Genomic DNA, 21,847 nt, shown 5'->3' with positions numbered 1-21,847 from the left:
CCCCCGGGGCGAATGTCGCCGGGGGCCTGTCGCCGCGGTGCGGGGCAGAGGGGGCCGGTCAGGCCTTGGCCGCCTTGCCGTCGCCCATCATGCGGTTGATCGACCACTGCTGGGCGATGGACAGCAGGTTGTTTACCGTCCAGTACAGCACCAGGCCGGCGGGGAAGAAGAAGAACATCACGCCGAAGACCAGGGGCATCATCCACATCACCTTGGCCTGGATCGGGTCCGGCGGGGTGGGGTTGAGCTTGGTCTGGATCAGCATGGTGACCATCATGAACACCGGCAGGATGTAGAAGGGATCGGCCACCGACAGGTCGGTGATCCAGCCCAGCCAAGGCGCCTGACGCATTTCCACGGCGCCGAGCAGTACCCAGTAGAGGGCGATGAACACCGGAATCTGCACGACAATGGGAAGACAGCCGCCCAGGGGGTTGATCTTCTCCTTCTTGTACAGCTCCATCATCTCCTGGTTCATGCGCTGGCGGTCGTCGCCGAAGCGCTCCTTGATCTGGGTCAGGCGCGGCGTCACCTGGCGCATTTTGGCCATGGACTTATAGGACGCGGCGGACAGCGGGAAGAACAGCAGCTTGAGGCCGATGGTGAGCAGGATGATCGCCCAGCCCCAGTTGCCGGTGAGCTTGTGCAGGGCTTGCAGCACCCAGAACAGGGGCGCGGCGATGATGGTCAGCCAGCCGTAGTCCACCACCAGATCCAGGCCATCGGCCAGCTTCTTCAGCTCGCTCTGCACCTGGGGACCGGCGTACATGGGCACGGTGATGCCGCCCTTAGCGCCCGGGGCGATGCTTTGCACCGGCAGGATCACGCCGGCGGCGACGGCGCCGTTGCCCACCTTGCGGGTGTAAAACTCCCGGGTCACGTTGCCCTGGGGCAGGAAGGTGGTGACGAAGTAGTGCTGCACCATGGCCACCCAGCCGTTGTCGGCGGTCTTGACGTGCTTGGCCTTGTCCTTCTCGATGTCGGAGAAGTCCACCTTCTGGTACTTGTCGGCGGCCGAATAGAAGGCCGGGCCGGTGAAGGTGCTGACCATGCGGGCCTCGCCGGCGGGCTTGGTCTCGTCGCGCTGCAACTGGAAGTAGGCGTGGGGCGCCACGGCGGCCTGGCTGTGGTTGTCGATCTCGTAGCCCACGTCGATGACGTAGCTGTCGCGGTGGAAGGTGTAGGTCTTGATCACCTTCACGCCGTTGGCGGTATCGGCTTCCAGGGACAGGGTCAGGGTATCGCTGCCCTCGGCCATCTCGCGCTTGCCCGGCAAGACCTTGAAGGTGCTGCGGTGGGTAGGCAGGTTGTCGCCGATCAGGCCGGTCTGGGCTTCGTAGCGGTGGGCCGGATCGATCAGCACCAGGCGGTGGTCCGGGGAGGCGTTTTCGTCGGCGGACTTGTGCTTGAGCAGTTCGAGGCGCACCAGGTCGCCGCCCTGGCTGGAGATTTCGGCCTTGAACAGGTCGGTGGTGACGGTCACCTTCTCGGCGGCGGACTGGGAAGCCGCGTCACCGGCGGGAGCGGTCACGCCCGCCTGGAGGCTGGCCGAAGGCACCGGCGCGCCGGACTGGGCCGACGCCTGGGCGGCGCTGCCCGCCACGGGCTGGGGCGCGTGCTGCCGGTTCCAGGCCTCCCACAGCATGAAGATGGAGACGAAGAAGATGATCGAAAGGAGCAGACGACGGTTATCCATGAGCCCTGTCAGCCTTGTTTAGCCGTGTGGTGGGAATCGGCCGCCCGGAGGCGGGTTAAAAAAGAGGCGCCATTATGGCACCGGATCGTGGCCGCCGGGGTGCCAGGGGTGGCAGCGGCAGATCCGCCGCGTGCCGAGCCACAGGCCCTTGACCGCGCCGTGGCGCCGCAGGGCTTCGACCATGTACTCGGAACAGGACGGGGTGAAACGGCAGGAAGGCCCCAGGAAGGGGCTCAACGCATACTGGTAGAGACGGACCAGGCCGATCAGCAGGATGCGCATGGCGCGTCGGGGGAGGCGGGCTTGCCAGACATGCCGGACTTGGCGCGGTCGCGGACCAGATTGCGGGCGAAGAGGCCGCGCAGTTCGCTGGCCAGGGCCTGGCGGTCGAGGCGCACCGGGGCGGGCTGCCCCTTGCCGGATTTCTTCTTGCCTGGAACCGGGGCCGGAGCCGGCCCGGAACGGGGAACGGCGGCCATGCGCAACACGTAGTCGCGGGGCTTGAGTTCCGCCTGCATCATCCGGAAGGTTTCCCGGGCGATGCGCTTCACCAGGTTGCGCCGCACGGCATGGCGCAGATGGCGCTTGCCGATCACCAACCCGAGCCGGGGCTGACCGGGGGCAGTGGCGTCCCGATCCGCTGCCGGCTCAAGATAGTGCAGTACGAAATGCGGGCTTCGCGCCACGCGCCGGAAGTCGAAGACGGCCGTGAATTCCTCGGATTTCAGCAGCCGCCGGGCGCGGGGGAAGCCAAAGGGCTTCTTCAAACGGCCAGACGATGACGGCCCTTGGCGCGGCGGGCAGCGATCACTTTCTTGCCGCCGCGGGTCTTCATGCGGACGAGGAAACCGTGGGTGCGCTTACGGCGCACGACGGAAGGCTGGTAGGTACGCTTCATGATAAGTCCTTGATGCTTCGGGAAAGATAAACGCGTGATTAAACCCGGGCTGGCCTCATCTTGTCAAGGTTCCCGATCTTTGCCCTGTGGATAACTCGGGCCGGAACGGGTAGAATGGTGGTCAATCTTCGGAGGACGGCGGCGGCAGGTCCGGTCATCGCCGGTCTTGCTTTTCGGTACCGCCATGGCTTTCCAGCAGGGCTTTCGCGTTGAATGCCCGATGCCCGGGCCAGCTGTCCGCGATCCCTCCCCTCCTCCCCCGGCCCGGTGCGCAGCCTCGCCTCGGCGAAACTGCACCGGGCGCTGTTTTTATCTGGCCCGCTAGCCTGCACGGGCCGGGTGCCTTCTGCACTCAATGAGCGAATTCTGGTCTTCCTGCCTGTCCCGGCTTGAGCAAGAGCTGCCGGCGCAGCAATTCAACACCTGGATCAAGCCCTTGCGGCTTGAAGCGGGCCCCGACCCCGCCGAGGGGCTGCGTCTGTACGCCCCCAACGGCTTCATCCTGAAGTGGGTGCGCGACCGCTACCTGAGCCGCATTCAGGAATACGGACGGGAATTTTTCAACAGCGACGTTTCCATCGACCTGTCGATCGGCCAGGGCAGCGCCCCGGCGCCCCGCCCGGCAGCGGTTTCGCTCCCGTCCACCGCCACTTCCGCCGAATCTGCGGGGGCCGACAGCGGCGAACTGCCCGCCTCCGTCCCACGTCCCGCCCCGGCCGCCAAGGCGCCCAACCGGGAGAAGACCGGTTATGAGAAGACCCGGCTGAATGCCGCCTTCACCTTCGACAACCTGGTAGTGGGCAAGGCCAACGACCTGGCCCGGGCTGCTGCCATGCGCGTGGCCGAGAATCCGGGTAGCGACTACAACCCCTTGTTTATCTACGGCGGCGCCGGCCTGGGCAAGACCCACCTGATCCACGCCATCGGCAACCGCATCCTGGCCGATCGGCCGGACAAGGTGCTGCGTTATGTGCACGCCGAGGATTATTACCAGGACGTGGTGCGCGCCTACCAGCAGAAGTCGTTCGACGTGTTCAAGCGCTACTACCGTTCGGTGGACGTGCTGCTGATCGACGACGTGCAGTTCCTGAACGGCAAGAACCGCACTCAGGAAGAATTCTTCTATGCCTTCAACGCCCTGATGGAGGCGAAGAAGCAGATCATCATCACCTGCGACACCTACCCCAAGGACATCACCGGTCTGGAAGACCGGCTGATCACCCGCTTCGACTGGGGCCTGACCGTGCAGATCGAGCCGCCCGAGATGGAAATGCGGGTGGCCATCCTGGAAAAGAAGGCCGAGGCCGAAGGGGTGCGCCTGGACAAGGAGGTGGCGTTCTTCATCGCCAAGCACCTCAAGTCCAACGTGCGCGAGCTGGAAGGGGCGTTAAAGAAGGTGCTGGCCTATTCCCAGTTCCACGGTCGGGCCATCGGCCTGGACATGGCCAAGGAAGCCTTGAAGGACGTGATCGGCGCCTACAATCGCCAGATCACAGTGGAAAACATCCAGAAGACGGTGGCCGAGTACTACAAGATCAAGGTCGCCGATCTCTATTCGAAGAAGCGCACCCGGATCATCGCCCGTCCCCGCCAGGTGGCGATGTGGCTGGCCAAGGACCTTACCCCGCACAGCTATCCGGCCATCGGCGACGCCTTCGGCGGGCGCGACCACACCACGGTGCTCCATGCCGTTCGCACCATCGAAGACCTGAAAATGAAGGACAATCAGCTCAACCACGACCTGCACGTGCTGTTGCAGGTGCTCAAGGGCTAGCGCTTGCAGAGTGCGACCCGTGGACAAGCAGGCGGGAAGCCTGTGGAAAGAATGGGGGGAAGTTCCTGTTTTTTCCCGTCCGAAAAGTTGTTCCACTTGGCTCCACAGCGTCCTACAGAGGTTTTCCACCCTGTTTTTTTGGACCTAAGCCAAGGATAATCAAGGCGTTTTTTTCGTTATCCACAGAGTTGTCGTTCGGTTAACTAATCACTAGGGTTTTATTTATATGCTTCTCATAAAAGCGTCTCGCGAGACCTTCCTCGCGCCTCTGCAGTCGGTGTCCGGCATCGTCGAGAAGCGGCACACCCTGCCGATCCTGTCCAACGTGCTGCTGGAAAAACGCGGTGACCAGCTGACCCTGCTGGCCACTGACATCGAAATCCAGATCACCACCTCCACCGGCGGGGCCGAAGACGGCGCCGACGGCGCGGTGACCGTGGGCGCCAAGAAGCTGCAGGACATCCTGCGCTCCCTGCCCGAAGGCACCGACGTTTCCCTGGTGCTCGAAGACAAGCGCCTGACGGTGCGCGGCGGCAAGAGCCGCTTCGCCCTGCAGACCCTGCCGGCCGAGGATTTTCCGCGCATGGCCCTGGCCGACGGCGACACCCGCACCTTCACCGTCACCCAGAAGCAGTTCCGCCAGCTGCTGGCCCAGACCCAGTACGCCATGGCCGCCCAGGACGTGCGCTACTACCTGAACGGCCTGCTTCTGCTGGTGGACGGTGGCGAACTGCGCGCCGTCGCCACCGATGGCCATCGCCTGGCCTACGCCAGCATGGCGTTGCAAGGCGACGGCGTGGACAGCCTGCCCCGCCAGGAAATGATCCTGCCGCGCAAGACGGTGATCGAACTGAACCGCCTGCTGGCCGATTCCGACGAGCCCCTGGAACTGGCCCTGACCCCCAACCAGGTGCGCTTCACCTTCGGCAACGTGGTGCTGGTCTCCAAGCTGATCGACGGCAAGTTCCCCGACTACGAGCGGGTCATCCCCGCCCAGCTACGCAACACCCTGACCCTGGAACGCTCCACCCTGCTCTCCTCCCTGGTGCGGGTGAAGATCCTGACCAACGAGAAGTTCTCCGGTGTGCGCCTGGTGGCCGCCGACAACGCCCTCAAGCTCAACGCCGCCAACGCCGAACAGGAAGAAGCCCAGGAAGAGCTGGAAGTGGCCTATGCCGGCGAGCCGCTGGACGTGGGTTTCAACGTCAACTACCTGCTCGACGTGCTCAACAACACTCACGCCGAGACCATCGAGTGGCACTTCAACGACGCCAACTCCAGCGCCCTGATCACCCTGCCGGGCAACGATCGCTTCAAGTACGTCGTCATGCCGATGCGCATCTGATCCGGCGTGTGCAGCGATTTAAGGTCCGCCGCTCGGCGGGCCTTTTGCAGTTTTTAGTGGAACAGGAACAATGAGCGAAGAAAACCCGCAAATGAACAACCCGCAGGAAGCCTCACCGGCCTACGGCGAATCCAGCATCCAGATCCTTGAAGGCCTGGAGGCCGTGCGCAAGCGCCCGGGGATGTACATTGGCGACACTTCCGACGGCACGGGTCTGCACCATCTGGTCTTCGAGGTGGTGGATAACTCCATCGACGAAGCCCTGGCCGGTCATTGCGACGACATCGTCGTCACCATCCACGCCGACAACTCCATCTCCGTCACCGATAACGGCCGCGGCATCCCCACCGGGGTGAAGATGGACGACAAGCACGAGCCCAAGCGCTCCGCCGCCGAAATCGCCCTCACCGAACTGCACGCCGGCGGCAAGTTCAACCAGAACTCCTACAAGGTTTCCGGTGGTCTGCACGGGGTCGGCGTGTCCTGCGTGAACGCCCTCTCCAAGTGGTTGCGCCTGACCATTCGCCGCGACGGCAAGCGTCACTTCATCGAGTTCAACCGGGGCGTACCCGTCGAGCGCGTGCTGGAAATGCGTGACGGTTTCGAAGTTTCCCCCCTCAAGGTTCTGGGCGACACCGACAAGCGCGGTACCGAAGTGCACTTCCTGGCCGACGACGAGATTTTCGGCAACGTGGAATTCCACTACGAAATCCTGGCCAAGCGCCTGCGCGAGCTGTCCTTCCTCAACAACGGCGTCAGCATCCGCCTGGTGGACCAGCGCAGTGGCAAGGAAGAGCTGTTCGCCTTTGCCGGCGGTGTGCAGAGCTTTGTCGAGTACATCAACCGCAACAAGTCCGTCCTGCACCCCAACATCTTCTACTCGGCCGGCGAAGCCAAGGTGGCCGACGGCGTCACCATCGGCGTCGAAGTGGCCATGCAGTGGAACGACACCTACCAGGAACAGGTGCTCTGCTTCACCAACAACATTCCCCAGTCTGACGGTGGCACCCACCTCACCGGTCTGCGGGCGGCGATGACCCGCATCATCAACAAGTACATCGAAGAGAACGAGATCGCTAAGAAGGCCAAGGTGGAAATCACCGGCGACGACATGCGCGAAGGCCTGGCCTGCGTGCTTTCGGTGAAGATGCCGGACCCCAAGTTTGCTTCCCAGACCAAGATGAAGCTGGTCTCCTCCGAAGCCCGCCCGGCGGTGGAAGAAGTGGTGGCGGCCAAGCTGTCCGAGTTCCTGCTGGAACGTCCGCTCGATGCCAAGACCATCACCGGCAAGATCGTCGAGGCCGCCCGCGCCCGGGACGCGGCGCGCAAGGCTCGGGAAATGACCCGGCGCAAGGGCGTGCTCGATGGCGTCGGCCTGCCCGGCAAACTGGCCGACTGCCAGGAAAAAGACCCCAGCCTGTGCGAGCTGTACCTGGTCGAGGGTGACTCCGCCGGCGGCTCCGCCAAGCAGGGCCGTGACCGTAAGTTCCAGGCCATCCTGCCCCTCAAGGGCAAGATCCTGAACGTGGAAAAGGCCCGTTTCGACAAGCTCATCTCCAGCCAGGAAATCGCCACCCTGATCACCGCCCTGGGCACCGGCATCGGCAAGGACGAGTACAAGCCCGAGAAGCTGCGCTACCACCGCATCATCATCATGACCGATGCCGACGTGGACGGCGCCCACATCCGCACCCTGCTGCTCACCTTCTTCTACCGGCAGATGCCCGAGCTGGTCGAGCGCGGCCACATCTACATCGCCCAGCCGCCGCTGTACAAGGTCAAGCACGGCAAGACCGAGCGCTACCTCAAGGACGACCACGAGTACCACCAGTTCCTGCTCAAGATGGCCCTGGAAGAATCGCGGCTGATCCCCAAGGCCGGCGCCGAGCCCATTACCGGCGCGGCCCTGGAAGAGCTGGCGCGGGAATACCTGCTCTCCGAGGCGGTCATCAACCGCCTCTCCAACCTGATCAACCCCGAGGTGCTGCACGCCATCGTCGCCAAGGACCTGCAGGTGGACGTCTCCAGCGAGGCCGTCGCCCGTGCCTCCGCCGAGGCCCTGTCGGCCCACGTCAACCACGGCACCCAGATCGTCGCCCACTTCAACGAGGCCGACGAGCGCTGGCAGCTGCGCGTCGAGCGCATGCACCACGGCAACCTCAAGGTCGGCGTGATCGACGAGGACTTCGTCCGCTCCGGCGACTACACCCAGCTACGCAAGGCCGCCACCCTGCTCTCCGGCCTGTTCGGGCCCGGTGGCAGCATCGAACGCGGTGAGAAGAAGCAAGCCGTGGCCGACTTCGCCGAAGCCATGGCCTGGCTGCAGAACGAGGTGGAGCGCGGCATTTCCAAGCAGCGCTACAAGGGCCTGGGTGAAATGAATCCGGAGCAACTGTGGGAAACCACCATGGACCCCACCGTGCGCCGCCTCCTTCGCGTCGGCATCGAAGATGCCATCAGCGCCGACGGCGTGTTCACCACCCTCATGGGCGAATTGGTGGAACCCCGCCGGGCGTTCATCGAAAGCAACGCGCTGTATGCGCGGAACATCGACGTTTGATGGTGTAGGATCCCACGATTGTCTAGATTTTTCCCAAAAGTCTAGATTTCTTGGGAACTGTTCATACAAAAAGGCCACTCGCATAGGGTGGCCTTTTTTGTTTTTTTGTCTAGATTAGCTGGCTGTTATTCGGCCAGAGCGGACCTTGGGCCTCTGGTCAGGATTAGGCTGCAATGCGCTGGTTACCCGCCGCTCAACCAGAAAAGCCGTGAACGGCAGCTTACCGAGTGCCGCTGCCGTTAAGGGCAAGTGCTGAATACGAACTCCACGGCCACCGCGGACTTACCGACCTATTTTACAGAGTGGGCGAAATATGCCGCCAAGCTGACATTGCAGAAACCGGATAAAATTTTCAGCCCGGCAGCGCACCGATGGCGCAAACAAGCCACGCCCCATCCAACTTTGGATTCCCCTGATGGATAGCAACGAGAAGAAGGAACTCAGCGAGTCTGACATCAAGGCCAAGTTCATCACGCCGGCCATCGTCCAGGCAGGTTGGGACGAGATGACGCAGATTCGCCGTGAGGTGACCTTGACCCCGGGGCCGGTCGTTGTTCGCGGCAATCTATCCTCGCGCAACAAGAAAAAGAAGAAATTCGCCGACTACGTGCTCCAGAAGGAAAAAGGCGTGCCGGTAGCGGTGGTCGAAGCCAAGGAAAACAACTACACCATCAGCCATGGGTTGCAGCAGGCTTTGGGCTATGCCGAAATCCTGGACGTACCCTGCGCCTTCAGTTCCAACGGCGACGGATTTGCCAGCCATAACAAGACGGCTGCCGAAGGCGAAGACACTGAAACCGAATTCAGGCTGGATGCCTTTCCCTCGCCAGCGGAACTCTGGGCGCGCTACAAGCGTTTCAGAGGCATTGCAGACGATCAGGAATCCCTGGTCACCGAACCCTACCACGATGACGGCAGCAACAAGGAGCCGCGCTATTACCAGGCGGAAGCCATTAACCGCGTGATCGAAAAAGTGGCCCAAGGCGAAAAACGCCTGCTACTGGTCATGGCCACCGGCACCGGCAAGACCTATACCACCTTCCAGATCATCTACCGTCTCTGGAAGGCTAAGAAGGCAAAACGCATTCTTTTCTTGGTGGACCGCAACATTCTGGCAGACCAGACACTGGTCAACGACTTCAAGCCCTTTGGCACGGTCATGACCAAAATCCGCAATCGCAAGATCGACCCTTCCTACGAGGTTTATCTGGGCCTGTATCAGGCACTCACCGGCCCCGATGAGGAAGACAAGATATTCAAGTCGGTCAAGCGCGACTTTTTTGATCTGATCGTGATCGACGAGTGTCATCGTGGCAGCGCCAACGATGATTCCGCCTGGAAAGAAATCCTCGAATATTTTGACGGTGCCATCCAGCTGGGCATGACTGCCACGCCCAAGGAAACCAAGTACGCCTCCAACATCACCTATTTTGGCGAACCGATCTACACCTACTCCCTGAAGCAGGGCATTCAGGACGGATTCCTTGCACCTTACAAGGTGGTGCGTATCGACATCGACAAGGACATTCACGGCTGGACGCCGCCGCCCGGCATGAAAGACGATCTCGGCAACGAGATCGAGCAGCGCGAATACAACCAGATCGACATGGACCGCATCCTGGTGCTCAACCAGCGCACCCGGCTCGTCGCTGAGCGCGTCATGAAGCTACTCAACGCCACCGACCCGTTCCAGAAGACCATCATCTTCTGCGAAGACATCGACCACGCCGAGCGCATGCGCAAGGCCATCGTCAATGCTTCCGGACCACTGGCGAAAGCCAATAGCAAGTACGTGATGCGCATCACCGGCGACAGCGTGGAGGGCAAGGCCGAACTGGACAACTTCATCGACCCGGAAAGCAGATACCCCGTCATCGCCACCACCTCGGAGCTACTGACCACCGGAGTGGACGCCAAGACCTGCAAGCTCATCGTGCTCGACAAGACCATCAACTCGATGACCACCTTCAAGCAGATCGTAGGCCGTGGTACGCGCATCGAAGAATCGCAGAACAAATACTTCTTCACCATCATGGATTTCAAGAAGGCCACCGAGCTCTTCAAGGATCCGGATTTCGATGGTGAACCGGTCGTCATCTACGAGCCAGAACCTGACGACGACCCCGTTCCCCCCGATCCCGAAGGCGACGGAGAAGAGGGTGAAGCGGGGGGCGAAGAAGGCGAAGGCATCAAGAAGTATCACGTCGGCGGTGTCACGGTTCACATCGTTGCCGAGCGTGTCGAGGTCTATGGCGAAGACGGCAAGATGGTCACCGAAAGCTACCGCGACTACAGCCGCAAGAACATCCGCCAGGAATTCACCTCGCTGGATGACTTCCTGCAAAAGTGGAATAGCAGCAAGAAAAAGGCCGCTATCATCGAGGCCCTCGCCGAATACGGCATCGAGCTGCCCAAGCTCGCCAAGGAAGTGGGCAAGGACTACGGCGACTTCGACCTCATCTGCCACATAGCCTTTGACCAGCCGCCCCTCACCCGAGCCGAGCGGGCAAACAACGTCAAGAAGCGCAACTACTTCACCCAATACGGCGACCAGGCGCGCGCCGTGCTGGAAGCCCTGCTCGACAAATACGCCGACGAAGGCATCGTCAGCATCGAGAACAACAACGTCCTCAAGCTTGATCCCTTCAAGCAGCTGGGCACGCCCGTGGAAATCATCAACGGCGTATTCGGCGGCAAGGCTCAATACGAAGCAGCTTTGCAAGCCCTTGAAACCGAACTCTTCAAACAAGCAAGTTAAGTAGTCAGAAAGCACCATGAGCAACGTTAGCGGCATCATCAAATCCATCCAGGACATCATGCGCAAGGATGTCGGCGTCGACGGCGATGCCCAGCGCATCAGCCAGTTGGTTTGGATGTTCTTCCTCAAAATTTACGATGACCGCGAAGCAGAAATCGAACTGCTCGAAGATCACTACAAGTCGCCGCTGCCCGAGCATCTGCGCTGGCGCAACTGGGCGGCCGACCCTGAAGGCATGACCGGCGACGAGCTGGGCGACTTCGTGAACCTCCAGCTCTTTCCCACGCTGAAGAACAAGCTTGCGGTCAGCGGCCCCACCGGCGAGCGCGCCAAGGTCATCCGCAACGTCTTCGAGGATGCCTACAACTACATGAAGTCGGGCACCCTCATGCGGCAGGTCATCAACAAGATCTGCGAGATCAATTTCAACAACACGCAAGACCGCCACACCTTCGGCAGCATTTACGAGCAGATCCTCAAAGACCTGCAAAGCGCCGGCAACGCCGGCGAGTTCTACACCCCCCGCGCCGTCACCAAGTTCATCGTCGACCGGGTTGATCCCAAGCTTGCCGAAAGCGTGCTCGACCCCGCCTGCGGCACCGGCGGCTTTCTCGCATGCGCCATCGACCACAAGCGCAACCGCTACGTGAAGAACGCGGCGGACGAAGCCGTCCTCGTTGCCAGCATCCACGGGGTCGAGAAAAAAGCCTTGCCGCACATGCTGTGCACCACCAACATGATCCTGCACGGCATCGACACCCCGACCCAGATCGAGCACGACAACATGCTCAGCCGACGCGCCTACACCGACTACGGCGAGGCCGACCGCGTCAATGTCATCATCACCAACCCGCCCTTTGGCGGCATGGAAGAGGATGGCGTCGAAAACCAGTTCCCCGCGACCCTGCGCACCCGCGAAACCGCCGACCTGTTCATGGCGCTGGTCGTCCGCCTGCTCAAGAGTCACGGCCGCGCCGCCGTGGTCCTGCCCGATGGCTTCCTGTTCGGCGAAGGCATGAAGACCCGCCTGAAGCAGACGCTGCTGGAGCAATGCCATCTGCACACCATCGTCCGCCTGCCCAATGGCGTGTTCAATCCCTACACCGGCATCAAGACCAACATCCTTTTCTTCACCAAGAAGCCCGAGGCCGAATGGCCGGCAACGAAGGACGTCTGGTTCTACGAGCATCCCTACCCCGAGGGTGTCACCAGCTACAACAAGACCCGCCCCATGCAGTTCGAGGAATTCGCCACCGAATGCGCCTGGTGGGGCGAGGAAGCCGACGGCTTCGTGGCCCGCGTGGAAACCCCGCAGGCGTGGAAAGTCAGCCTCGAAGAGATTGCCGCCCGCAACTACAACCTCGACATCAAGAACCCGCACGTTGGCGAGCAGATCAGCCACGACCCTGAAGAACTCCTGCAGCAGTATCGGGCACAGCAGCAGGACATCCAGTCGCTACGCGACCAGCTCAAGGACATCCTCTCCGCTGCGCTCACGGGAGCGCAGTGAGCATGGCCGCTGTTGAAACACTGGTCACGGATCACCTCGATCTGTGGACCGCCGCCCTCAAGCGCAAATCCACCGCCGGCCGGGGCTCTTCCAGCAAGGTCGAGATGTACGGCATCAAGAAGCTGCGCGAGCTGATTCTGGAACTGGCTGTGCGCGGCTTGTTGGTGCCGCAAGACCCGAACGACGAACCGGCGAGCGAACTGCTCCAAAAGATTGCTGCCGAGAAGGCGAAGCTGGTGAAAGAAGGGAAGATCAAGAAGGAAAAACCGCTGTCACCTGTCGCAGAAGAGGAAAAACCGTTCCGAGTGCCCAACACTTGGGCGTGGGAGCGATTAGGAAAAGTTTGCCAAAAGCTAACAGACGGCTCACACAATCCACCGGCCGATGCAGGTACCGGTTACGCGATGCTAAGCAGTCAGAATATCAACTACAACAAAATCGACTTTCAGAACCCTTCGCGCTTCGTTTCGGAAGATGACTTTCAGAAGGAAAATCAAAGGACTCTCATCGAGCCAAATGATGTGCTGTTAAACATTGTCGCCTCGATTGGTCGTGCAGCGGTTGTTCCGGCTGACGCTCCGAAGTTTGTCCTTCAACGCAGCGTCGCAGTTCTCAAATCCGGATTGTCACCTCAGTTTCTGGCAAAGCAACTTGTTGCACCCTCGTGCCTCCATTACTACGAAGTGCACGCAAAGGGTACGGCTCAGAAGGGCATATACCTGGGACAACTGTCCATAATGCCGATGGTAGTGCCTCCGCTCGCTGAACAACACCGCATCGTCGCCAAAGTCGACGAACTGATGGCGCTGTGCGACCAGCTTGAGCAACAAACCGACGCCAGCCTCGGCGCCCATCAAACGCTGGTGGAAACCTTGCTGAACGCGCTGACCAGCGCTGCCGATCACACACAATTTGCCAGCGCCTGGCAGCGCATCGCCGGCCACTTCGACACGCTGTTCGTGACTGAAGAGAGCATCGACCAGCTCAAGCAAACCATCCTGCAACTGGCGGTGATGGGCAAGCTCGTCCCGCAAGACCCGAACGACGAACCCGCCAGCGAACTGCTCAAGAAGATCGCCGCCGAGAAAGCAAAGTTGGTGAAGGAAGGCAAGATCAAGAAGGACAAGCCGCAACTACCAATTGCAGAAGAGGAAAAGCCGTTCAAGGTCCCGGCTGGGTGGAAGCTCATTCGTTTTGGCAATCTCTTGATCAATCGAGATTCTGAGCGCATCCCATTGTCAGTAGATGAGAGAGCAACGCGGCGAGGTGAATACGACTACTACGGCGCTTCCGGAGTCATCGATGCAATTGACGCCTACCTTTTTGATAAGCCGTTATTGTTGATCGGTGAGGACGGAGCGAACTTGATAAATCGCTCTACTCCAATCGCTTTCATGGCGTACGGGAAGTATTGGGTGAACAATCATGCCCATGTGCTTGATGGTTACTCAGAAGGGTTACTCCTGTACGTTTGCCTGTATATCAACGCTATATCGCTTGAGCCATATGTAACTGGGACAGCTCAGCCAAAGATGAATCAGGCAAAAATGAATGGAATTGTTGTGGCGATTCCGCCGCTCGCCGAACAACACCGAATCGTCGCCAAAGTCGACGAGTTGATGGCTCTGTGCGACCAGCTCAAATCCCGCCTTAGCGACGCCCAAACCACCCAGCTCCACCTCGCCGACGCTCTCGTCGAGCGGGCCATCGGCTGAGTAGCAGGACATGACGCTGGCGCTGCACAAAATCTGGTGCGACGAAGACGAGCATTATCGTTACCAGCACTTTGCTGATTTCAACGAGTGGCTGGATAGCGAGGAAGGGCAGGGGGCCCGGATTGATTACGGTGTCGATGCTTTGCCCCAGCCCAGCAAGGCACTGTTTGCGGGGGATAGAAAAAGCTACGACGAAGCGTTTCAGGCATTTCGCAAAGTCTGTCGTCACGAGGCGCTGGGCGAGTCCTGGTTTCAGGAGCAGCTTGGCGATGACCATTGGTTCCAGCGCAATGTGGATCACTTCGTCCAGCTAGTCGATCTCATGGCAGCCGGGGCGGTGGTGCCGTTTGTCGGGGCGGGCATTTCGGCATCGGCGGGGTTTTCAAGCTGGAAGGAGCATCTGCGCCACCAGGGAAAAACAGCGCATATCGCTGCGGAACGCATCGAAGACCTGTTGGCTGCCGGCGCTTACGAAACGGTGCTGGAAGAGATCGAGGCTATTCGGGGCCGCGAGGTGTTCATCAACGAAATTCGCGATGAATTCTCCCGCAACCCCACTATCCCCGATGTGGTCTGGCGCATCTCCGAGCTGTTCACGGATACGGTGATCACCACCAACTATGATCGCTTGCTTGAGCAGTCGTTTGAAACCGGCGAGGCCGGCAGGGTTCAGGTGATCAATGGCCTGAATGCGCTGGAGCAGCCCGACCCGAAGAAGATCACGGTCATCAAGCTGCACGGGGATATTCGCGAGCCGGGACGCTGCATCCTCAGCAAGAACCAATACGACGATGCCTATGGCAACGGCAGCCTGAATTTGCACAAACCCATCCCCAAGCTGCTTGCCTACCATTACAAGAACAGCAGTCTGCTCTTTTTGGGCTGTAGCCTGAGTAATGACCGAACGGTGCAGGTATTCAGGAAGATCAGGGAAGACATGGGCGAAGAGGAGGAGATCAAACAGCACTTCTCCATCGAGCAGGCCCCGGAGACCCCCGCGGGGATCGCCCTGCGCAACGCGGAGCTGGCCAAGCTGGGCATCACCCCGATCTGGTTCGAGAAAGATCGGTATGAGCTTGTCGAAAACCTGCTCAGTCTGGCCAAGAATGAACTGCGACACCGGGGTGTTGCACCTGAGCCGCTACCGGTGGAAGAACCGCCCATCAAACTGGCGATGGACCTGAGCCATTTCCTTGGCGACTTCATTGACCTGATGCCCTTGCTGCACTGGCTGCACCGGGCTGTTCCGCAGTCCGCAACAGGCCAGTATCTTTCCGCCATGCAGCGCGTGTTTTATGGCCGCTCGTTTGCGACTCGGCAGACCGACGAGAATCTGAGGGTGGCGCTGGATAATCTGCTTCGCGTTTTGTCGAGTTCGCCTGAGTTTGATGGCTACGCCCATGGAAAACTGTCAGTGGCCTTCAGCTGCCTGCAGCAATATCTGAAGTCGATTGGCGAATGGAATCATCTGAACGATGATTTTGAGTGGAACATCCACGAAATGTTGTCCATTCCTGCGTTGCAGCTTGAACCGCTGCTGGCGCACAAAGCTGGCGGGAGCTTTGATTACCACGCCATTCGTTTGATTTCCGCCTTGTTGCAGCACGGGAAGCGGCAACATCGATCGAAAGAGTCATTTTGTGAATTGCCGGGCGCGGTAAACCATGAGTTTGGTGACTACATTGCTTTGTCACTTGCTGCGAATCTGGGTCTCACGGTTCCTGATCGCCTTGATCAAATCTACACGGGTGACATTCAGAGCCTGTGTGAAGACGCCTGGGGAAACCTGGATAAGCCAATCAACCTCGGGTTTGTCGAGAGAGTGAAGTTGATGATCGCTTTAATTCTCAAGTAGCGATAAGAGACGATGGCCTTTTTAGATCGACGTCATGCTTATGTCTGGATCCCATTCCATATATGACGTTGGCGAATCTAATTGCCACCGGCAGCTAAGGCCGAGGAGTTCGCGTCTAGCAGATGCTCTGAACGTCTGCTGCGCTCAGTAAGCTGACGTTACCAAGTCAGATAGCTGAAGGTCCGGAATGGGTCGGGAGCTGTCCTACGTTGGTTACTGAAGCAGTCATTGATCAGCATTAGTAGCGCAACGGCAGGTACCCCCTTCTTTCCGCGATGTCCCAAACCCTTGCCGCTGCCGTCCACAGCGAACTGCTGATCAAAAAAAGCCGTTTCATCGGCTGCGTGCAGCCGGTGGCCGATCGGGCCACGGCGCAAGTCATCGTTACCGGGTTACGTGCCGAGCATCCGGGGGCGGCTCATGTCTGTTGGGCGCTGCTGGCCGGTGGGCAGTCGGCGGCGGTGGATGACGGCGAGCCTAGCGGCACGGCGGGGCGGCCGATGCTCGATGTGCTGCGCCACCAGGACCTGGAAGGGGTACTGGCGACGGTGGTGCGTTACTACGGCGGTGTGAAGCTGGGGGCCGGTGGTTTGGTGCGGGCCTATACGGATTGCGTGGCCCAGGCGCTGCGCGGTGCCGAGAAGGTCGCCATCGTCCGGAAGCGGGATCTGTGCTGCCAGGTGCCCTACGCCCTCGAAGATCTGTTGCGCCGGGAACTGGAGGCCGCAGGGGCAACGTTGCACGCGGTACGGCACGGGGATCAGGTCGAGTTCGCCTTCACCCTGGCCGAAACCTTGGCCGATGCGTTTGTCGTGGCGCTCAGCGAGGCCGGCCAGGGGCGCATCGTCTGGTTGCCGCTGGCGTGATCGGAGCAAGCGGGTGGCTCACCCTTGATGCCCCTGGGATGTGCTGGAAAAAAAGTAAACTTTCCATTATTATCAATGGCTTGCTCCGGGATCACTCTCTTCCCTCAACCACCCCGGAGAAAAATCCCATGAAGGCCCACTGCGCATCCCCGAGATAGGTAAGAGTTCGCCCGCCCTGCGGTGACGACACCATGCCCGGCAAGTTTCGTGACTTGCATCTTGCGCGGCCTGGGTTGTGACCAACACCTTGACGAGGAGCTCCCATGACCCCGCGCCAATGGTTTTTTCGGGTGATGCTTACCCTGTTCTGTTGCTTTCCCCTGGTAGCCCAGGCCTGCTTCGAAGAAGCGGCGGAACAACACGATGTGCCGGTCGATGTCCTCAAGGCCATCGCCAAAATCGAATCCGGCGGCAATCCAAATGCGGTGGCCCGCAGCAAGAACGGCACGATGTACATCGGCCTGATGCAGATCGGCACCGGCTGGCTGCCGACCCTGGCCAAGTTCGGGATCACCCGGGAAAAGCTCAAGGACCGCTGCACCAACGTCCAGACGGCGGCCTGGATTCTGGCCGGTTACGTGGCCCGCTATGGCGATCTCTGGGCGGCGGTGGAGGCCTACCACTCCGGCTTTCCGCGCAAAGCCCAGCTGTACAGCAAACGGGTGCAACGGCTGATGCCGCCCTCGGCCCTGGCCCAGGAGTGATCCGCGCTATCCCGGTATTCATGCACCGGCTGACGCTTTTTCACAGCGTTCGATGAGTGCCGGCGAGAGGCGCGTCGTTGGGCCGTCTACAGCCTGCAACCTGACCCGATTGAGCAAAACAACAACGGCCCGCATTGGCGTGGCCGTTGCCTTTTCACGGTCGCGGCAGAAAGCTACAGGGGCCGCACTGGCACACACAGCTGGCATTCCATGATGCCGCTGGCGGCATCGTAGTAGGCATCGGCCGGGTAGTACTCGAAGAACGGCCGGCTGTCAGGCTGCATGCCGCTGCTGGGCAGCCAGCGGCGCAGCAGCTCGGTCCAGGCGCCGCCGATGGCCGGGCCGTCGCCACGGAAATCGGCCACGGCATAACGTCCCCCCGGCAGGGTGGCGATGCTGACGGGGGCATGGGCGACGAATTCCTCCGGAACCACCACGCAGGCATCGTAGCGGCACTTGCCGGGCGGGGTGACGTCGGGGTCGTCGTAGCCGATGCCGTAGCAGGAGGCCTGCTCCAGCCCATTGGCGTGGCGCCAGGGCAGGAATTGCTCTTGCCAGAAGCGGCTGATGCTCGGGCCGTAGGGGCCGATGTGGCGCATATAGGCGACCCGTACCGGGGCCAGGGTGGCAATCGTGACGTTCATGATGGGCTCCTCGAAAAGGGGTTCGCCATCATGGCCGCTCCCCTCCCCCGGCACCTGATCGCGCTTGCTTTCCGCCTGATCGGGATTGCGTTGCGCCGCCAGGCTGGCCTCCCGGCGGGCGGGGGCGCTCTTGCGCCAATCGCTCGGGGTCATGCCGAAGTGCTGCTTGAAGGCCCGGGAAAAGGCCTCGCTGGAACCAAAGCCCACGTCCAGGGCGATGTTGAGCACCGGCGTGTGGCGCTGGTGGTTCAGCATCAGGGCTCCGGCTTCGAGGCGCCGCCGCCGCACGTAGTCCCCCAGGGTTTCGCCCATCCAGGCGAGGAACAGCCGATGAAAGTGATAGGGCGAAAAATTGGCCACATCGGCGATGCTGGCCAGGTCCACCGTACCGGCCAGGTGCCGGTCGATGTGGTCGATCACCCGGTTCATGCGCTGGGCGTACTCGCGCCACGAATGCCGCGAATCGGCGCCGGAGAATGCGCCGTTGCTTTGGGAAGTCATTCTTGTCGCCTGGCCGTGAAAGGAAACACCGCCATGGCAATGGCGGCCCGGGCGGCGATTTTATTCCATCGGAGTGGAAAGGGCGGCTAGCGGCTGCCCCGGCGCGGGCTGCGGATCACCAGGGCGATGCCGCCCAGCACGGCGAGCGACGCCAACATCAGCCGCAGGGTGATGGCCTCGCCGAGGAAGGCCGCCGCGCCCAAGGCGGCGAGCACCGGCACGCTCAGCTGCACCGTGGCGGCGGTGGTGGCGCGCAGCATCGGCAGGGCGCCGTACCACAGGGCGTAGCCCAGGCCCGAGGCCAGGGCGCCGGAAGCCACGGCGTAAGCGGCACCGGCGGCATCGACGCTGGCGCTGGAAAGCTGGACCAGGCTCAGGGCCAGGGCGAAGGGCACGGCGCGCAGGAAGTTGCCGGTGGTGCTGGCGGCCGGGTTGGCGACGCCGCGGCCGCGCAGCGAATAGACCCCCCAGGCGACGCCGCTGGCCAGCATCAGCACGGCACCCTGCAACGGTGGGGCGGACAATCCGGGCAGCAGCAATCCCACCAGACCGGCCGCAGCCAATGCCATGCCGGCGGATTGGCGGGCGCCGAGGCGTTCGCCGCGCCACAGGCCGTAGCCGATCATGGTGGCCTGCACCGCGCCGAAGAGCAGCAGCGCTCCGGCCCCGGCGGGCAGGGTACGGTAGGCGAAGGAAAAGGCGGCGGCGTAGGCGAACAGGGCCAGGGCCGAGGCCCAGCTGCCGTGCTTTCCACCATTGGCCCCGCCGCGCAGACGCACCAGCAGCCACAGCATGAGCGCCCCGGAAACCAGTCGCAGGGTGGTGAAGCTGGCGGCGTCGATGCCGGTTTCGCGCAGGGCCAGACGGCAGAACAGGGAGTTGGCGGCAAAGGCCACCATGGCCAGTGCGACGAACAGCAGGAGGCGCAGCGGGGGCATGGGAGAAGTCCCGGGTGGGGTTGATGGTCGTTCGTCAGGGCGCTGCGGCCGCCGGCCCGTGCGCATCCCGCGCCAGCTCTTCGCGCAGCCAGTCGCGGAAGGCGGCGACGATGGGCCGTTCCAGGGCGCCTGGGGGGCACACCACGTGGTAGGCGACAGGGGCGCGGAGCGGCTGGGGGAAGGCCACCACCAGCTTGTCCGCCGCCTGCTCGGCCTGGGTCAGGGCGGCGCTGCCGAGCAGCACCCCCTGACCGGTGGCGGCGGCCTCCAGGGCCAGCAGGCCGTTGCCGAAGCGCTGTTCGCGCAGCGGCGCGGGCACCGCCACCCCGGCAGCGCGCAGCCACTCGGCCCAACCGAAGCGTTCCGCCGGGCGCAGCAGGGTGCTGTCGCACAGCAGGGGTACGGCGAGTAGGTCGGCCGGCGTCACCAGGCGCGGCGCCAGGGCCGGGGCGCACAGGGGCACCAGGTCGAGATCGAGCAGGGGCGCGGCCTCCAGGTCGGCGTACTGGCCGTAGCCGAGGCGTACCGACAGGTCGATGCCGGCACGGCGAAAGCTGGCCGCGGTGACCGGGCCGCCGGGGGCGGAGTCCACCGAACTCAAGCTGGCCTGCAGGCGTACCTCGGCCTCGGGGCAGCGGGCGTAGAAGCGGTGCAGGCGCGGCACCAGCCACTTGGTGGCGAACAGGGGCTCGGCGCAGACCGTGACTACGGCCTGATCCTCATCGTGGGCGCGCAGTTGCTCCACCGCCTCGGCCAGGGCGGCAAAGCCCTCTTGCAGGCGCGGCAGGGCGGCCTCGGCGGACCGGGTCAGCACCACCCGGTGCGGCTGGCGGACGAACAGTGCGATGCCCAGGTGGGCCTCCAGGGCCTTCACCTGGTGGCTGATGGCGGCGGGGGAAACGTGCAGCAGCCGGGCGGCCTCGACGAAGCTGCCGGTGCGGGCGGCGGCTTCGAAGTAGGACAGGGCGATCAGCGGCGGCAGGCGGCGCGGCGCTTCCCGCTGACGCGGGGGCGCATCGGCCCGGCAGGCGGGGCCGGTGGAGTCGGCAGAATCGGCGAAATTGCCGGAGTCGCCTGCGGTTGCCGTATCCGGCGGTGGCTTGGGCAGGTGGGAAGAAGGTGCGCTTCGGGACATGGCCGCATCCTACGCGATGCCGGGCCGGCGCTGCGGGCGTGGCGCCCCGGCCGGTCCGTATGCCGGCATGGCCGTCAGTCAGGCCGACGCGTCCGGGGAACGCCACTGCGGGGCGCGCTTGGCGAGGAAGGCGTCGATGCCCTCGGCGGCGTCCGGCTCCATCATGTTGCGCGCCATCACGTCGGCAGCGAAGGCGTAGGCATCGCCCAGGGCCATCTGCCGCTGGCGGTAGAACATGGCCTTGCCGTAGCGCACCGCCGCCGGGCTCTTGGCCAGGATTTCGCCGACCTTGGCGGCGACGGCCGCATCCAGGGCGTCGTCGGGCACGGCGGCGTTGATCAGGCCCCAGTCGGCGGCGGTGGCGGCGTCGATGAAGCGGCCGGTGACCAGCATGTCGAAGGCGCGCTTGGCCGAGACGTTGCGCGACAGGGCCACCGCCGGGGTGGCGCAGAACAGGCCGACGTTGATGCCGGAGACGGCGAAGCGGGCGCTTGCGGCGGCGATCGCCAGGTCGCAGCTGGCCACCAGCTGGCAGCCGGCGGCGGTGGCGATGCCGTGGACCCGGGCGATCACCGGCACCGGCAGGGCTTGCAGGCTCTGCATCAGGCGGCCGCAGCGGTTGAACAGGGCCTGGTAGTAGGAGAGGCGGGGGCTGGCGCGCATCTCGCGCAGATCGTGGCCGGCGCTGAAGGCCTTGCCGGCCCCGGCCAGGACGACGCAGCGCACCGCCGGGTCGCTGGCGATGCGATCCAGCTCGGTTTGCAGGGCGTCCAGCAGGCCCTCGCTCAGGGCGTTGAACTGGCCGGGGCGGTCGAGGGTGAGGGTGACCACCCCGTCCCGGTCGTCGCGGTGCAGCAGGGGTGGGGTAGCAAGTTGGGCGGTCATCGCGGGCTCCGTTGGGGTGGGGGCGTGGTCCGGTCGGTTGTAATGGGCATGCGTGGCGCTGGC

Annotated in this window: 17 protein-coding genes; 9 read left to right on the top strand and 8 right to left on the bottom strand. The window is 62.5% G+C overall.

The features are described 5' to 3' along the window. Window positions 1-58: 58 nt before the first annotated feature. The 4 genes from yidC to rpmH form a co-directional block, all read right to left on the bottom strand. Window positions 59-1,696 carry a membrane protein insertase YidC gene (yidC, locus tag LWW89_RS03425; protein ID WP_293261066.1) on the bottom strand — a complete coding sequence of 546 codons (1,638 nt, stop codon included), beginning with the start codon at window positions 1,694-1,696 and terminating at the stop codon, window positions 59-61. 72 nt (window positions 1,697-1,768) lie between these two features. Continuing rightward, a complete protein-coding gene (yidD, locus tag LWW89_RS03420) occupies window positions 1,769-1,978 on the bottom strand; it encodes a membrane protein insertion efficiency factor YidD (RefSeq protein WP_293261063.1) in 210 nt (69 codons plus the stop codon). Next, window positions 1,963-2,463: a ribonuclease P protein component gene (rnpA, locus tag LWW89_RS03415; protein WP_293261060.1), complete on the bottom strand. Its 501-nt coding sequence runs from the start codon at window positions 2,461-2,463 to the stop codon at window positions 1,963-1,965. Before rnpA ends, yidD begins: the two co-directional genes overlap by 16 nt. Continuing rightward, the gene (gene rpmH / locus LWW89_RS03410; protein WP_293261057.1) at window positions 2,460-2,594 is read right to left on the bottom strand and encodes a 50S ribosomal protein L34; all 135 of its coding nucleotides are present in this window, start codon (window positions 2,592-2,594) and stop codon (window positions 2,460-2,462) included. The genes rnpA and rpmH overlap by 4 nt, the downstream gene beginning before the upstream one ends. Window positions 2,595-2,949: 355 nt before the next feature. On the opposite strand from rpmH, the gene dnaA reads away from it, so the two are divergent. The 9 genes from dnaA (at window position 2,950) to LWW89_RS03365 (ending at window position 17,681) form a co-directional block, all read left to right on the top strand. After that, window positions 2,950-4,368, top strand: a complete 1,419-nt coding sequence (gene dnaA / locus LWW89_RS03405) for a chromosomal replication initiator protein DnaA (protein ID WP_293261054.1) — start codon at window positions 2,950-2,952, stop codon at window positions 4,366-4,368. Between the two features lie 226 nt (window positions 4,369-4,594). Beyond that, window positions 4,595-5,713 (top strand): DNA polymerase III subunit beta, encoded by a 1,119-nt coding sequence (dnaN, locus tag LWW89_RS03400; protein WP_293261051.1) that lies wholly within the window; start codon window positions 4,595-4,597, stop codon window positions 5,711-5,713. Window positions 5,714-5,783: 70 nt separating this feature from the next. Further along, window positions 5,784-8,273, top strand: coding sequence for a DNA topoisomerase (ATP-hydrolyzing) subunit B (gene gyrB, locus LWW89_RS03395; RefSeq protein ID WP_293261048.1), 2,490 nt, complete (start codon window positions 5,784-5,786; stop codon window positions 8,271-8,273). A gap of 415 nt (window positions 8,274-8,688) precedes the next feature. Continuing rightward, entirely contained in the window at window positions 8,689-11,031 is a 2,343-nt protein-coding gene (gene hsdR, locus LWW89_RS03390; RefSeq protein ID WP_293261045.1) for an EcoAI/FtnUII family type I restriction enzme subunit R, read from the top strand. A 16-nt stretch (window positions 11,032-11,047) separates the two neighbouring features. Continuing rightward, a complete protein-coding gene (locus LWW89_RS03385) occupies window positions 11,048-12,541 on the top strand; it encodes a class I SAM-dependent DNA methyltransferase (RefSeq protein WP_293261042.1) in 1,494 nt (497 codons plus the stop codon). Between the two features lie 2 nt (window positions 12,542-12,543). Next, window positions 12,544-14,256, top strand: coding sequence for a restriction endonuclease subunit S (locus tag LWW89_RS03380; protein ID WP_293261039.1), 1,713 nt, complete (start codon window positions 12,544-12,546; stop codon window positions 14,254-14,256). 10 nt (window positions 14,257-14,266) lie between these two features. After that, a complete protein-coding gene (locus LWW89_RS03375) occupies window positions 14,267-16,111 on the top strand; it encodes an SIR2 family protein (RefSeq protein WP_293261036.1) in 1,845 nt (614 codons plus the stop codon). 275 nt (window positions 16,112-16,386) lie between these two features. Continuing rightward, entirely contained in the window at window positions 16,387-16,977 is a 591-nt protein-coding gene (locus LWW89_RS03370) for a YigZ family protein (protein ID WP_293261033.1), read from the top strand. Window positions 16,978-17,240: 263 nt separating this feature from the next. Further along, window positions 17,241-17,681: a lytic transglycosylase domain-containing protein gene (locus LWW89_RS03365; protein WP_293261029.1), complete on the top strand. Its 441-nt coding sequence runs from the start codon at window positions 17,241-17,243 to the stop codon at window positions 17,679-17,681. Between the two features lie 173 nt (window positions 17,682-17,854). Here the strand turns inward: LWW89_RS03365 and LWW89_RS03360 are convergent, their stop codons facing one another. The 4 genes from LWW89_RS03360 to LWW89_RS03345 form a co-directional block, all read right to left on the bottom strand. After that, a complete protein-coding gene (locus LWW89_RS03360; protein WP_293261026.1) occupies window positions 17,855-18,826 on the bottom strand; it encodes a GyrI-like domain-containing protein in 972 nt (323 codons plus the stop codon). An 86-nt stretch (window positions 18,827-18,912) separates the two neighbouring features. Then, entirely contained in the window at window positions 18,913-19,764 is an 852-nt protein-coding gene (locus LWW89_RS03355) for a DMT family transporter (RefSeq protein ID WP_293261023.1), read from the bottom strand. Between the two features lie 34 nt (window positions 19,765-19,798). After that, window positions 19,799-20,899: a LysR substrate-binding domain-containing protein gene (locus LWW89_RS03350; protein WP_293261020.1), complete on the bottom strand. Its 1,101-nt coding sequence runs from the start codon at window positions 20,897-20,899 to the stop codon at window positions 19,799-19,801. A gap of 78 nt (window positions 20,900-20,977) precedes the next feature. Further along, window positions 20,978-21,784, bottom strand: coding sequence for an enoyl-CoA hydratase (locus LWW89_RS03345; protein WP_293261017.1), 807 nt, complete (start codon window positions 21,782-21,784; stop codon window positions 20,978-20,980). Window positions 21,785-21,847: the final 63 nt, after the last annotated feature.

Origin of the sequence: Oryzomicrobium sp., from assembly GCF_021287045.1 — a bacterium.
Taxonomy (GTDB): Bacteria; Pseudomonadota; Gammaproteobacteria; order Burkholderiales; family Rhodocyclaceae; genus Oryzomicrobium.
Note: the sequence above shows the minus strand (reverse complement) of the source record. Positions and strands in the feature narration are given on the sequence as shown.

Bases quoted from the DNA above. Each gene is read 5' to 3' on its own strand.
- yidC (WP_293261066.1), bottom strand. From the start codon at position 1,696: ATGGATAACCGTCGTCTGCTCCTTTCGATCATCTTCTTCGTCTCCATC.
- yidD (WP_293261063.1), bottom strand. From the start codon at position 1,978: ATGCGCATCCTGCTGATCGGCCTGGTCCGTCTCTACCAGTATGCGTTG.
- rpmH (WP_293261057.1), bottom strand. From the start codon at position 2,594: ATGAAGCGTACCTACCAGCCTTCCGTCGTGCGCCGTAAGCGCACCCAC.
- dnaA (WP_293261054.1), top strand. From the start codon at position 2,950: ATGAGCGAATTCTGGTCTTCCTGCCTGTCCCGGCTTGAGCAAGAGCTG.
- dnaN (WP_293261051.1), top strand. From the start codon at position 4,595: ATGCTTCTCATAAAAGCGTCTCGCGAGACCTTCCTCGCGCCTCTGCAG.
- gyrB (WP_293261048.1), top strand. From the start codon at position 5,784: ATGAGCGAAGAAAACCCGCAAATGAACAACCCGCAGGAAGCCTCACCG.
- hsdR (WP_293261045.1), top strand. From the start codon at position 8,689: ATGGATAGCAACGAGAAGAAGGAACTCAGCGAGTCTGACATCAAGGCC.
- LWW89_RS03385 (WP_293261042.1), top strand. From the start codon at position 11,048: ATGAGCAACGTTAGCGGCATCATCAAATCCATCCAGGACATCATGCGC.
- LWW89_RS03380 (WP_293261039.1), top strand. From the start codon at position 12,544: ATGGCCGCTGTTGAAACACTGGTCACGGATCACCTCGATCTGTGGACC.
- LWW89_RS03375 (WP_293261036.1), top strand. From the start codon at position 14,267: ATGACGCTGGCGCTGCACAAAATCTGGTGCGACGAAGACGAGCATTAT.
- LWW89_RS03370 (WP_293261033.1), top strand. From the start codon at position 16,387: ATGTCCCAAACCCTTGCCGCTGCCGTCCACAGCGAACTGCTGATCAAA.
- LWW89_RS03365 (WP_293261029.1), top strand. From the start codon at position 17,241: ATGACCCCGCGCCAATGGTTTTTTCGGGTGATGCTTACCCTGTTCTGT.
- LWW89_RS03360 (WP_293261026.1), bottom strand. From the start codon at position 18,826: ATGACTTCCCAAAGCAACGGCGCATTCTCCGGCGCCGATTCGCGGCAT.
- LWW89_RS03355 (WP_293261023.1), bottom strand. From the start codon at position 19,764: ATGCCCCCGCTGCGCCTCCTGCTGTTCGTCGCACTGGCCATGGTGGCC.
- LWW89_RS03350 (WP_293261020.1), bottom strand. From the start codon at position 20,899: ATGTCCCGAAGCGCACCTTCTTCCCACCTGCCCAAGCCACCGCCGGAT.
- LWW89_RS03345 (WP_293261017.1), bottom strand. From the start codon at position 21,784: ATGACCGCCCAACTTGCTACCCCACCCCTGCTGCACCGCGACGACCGG.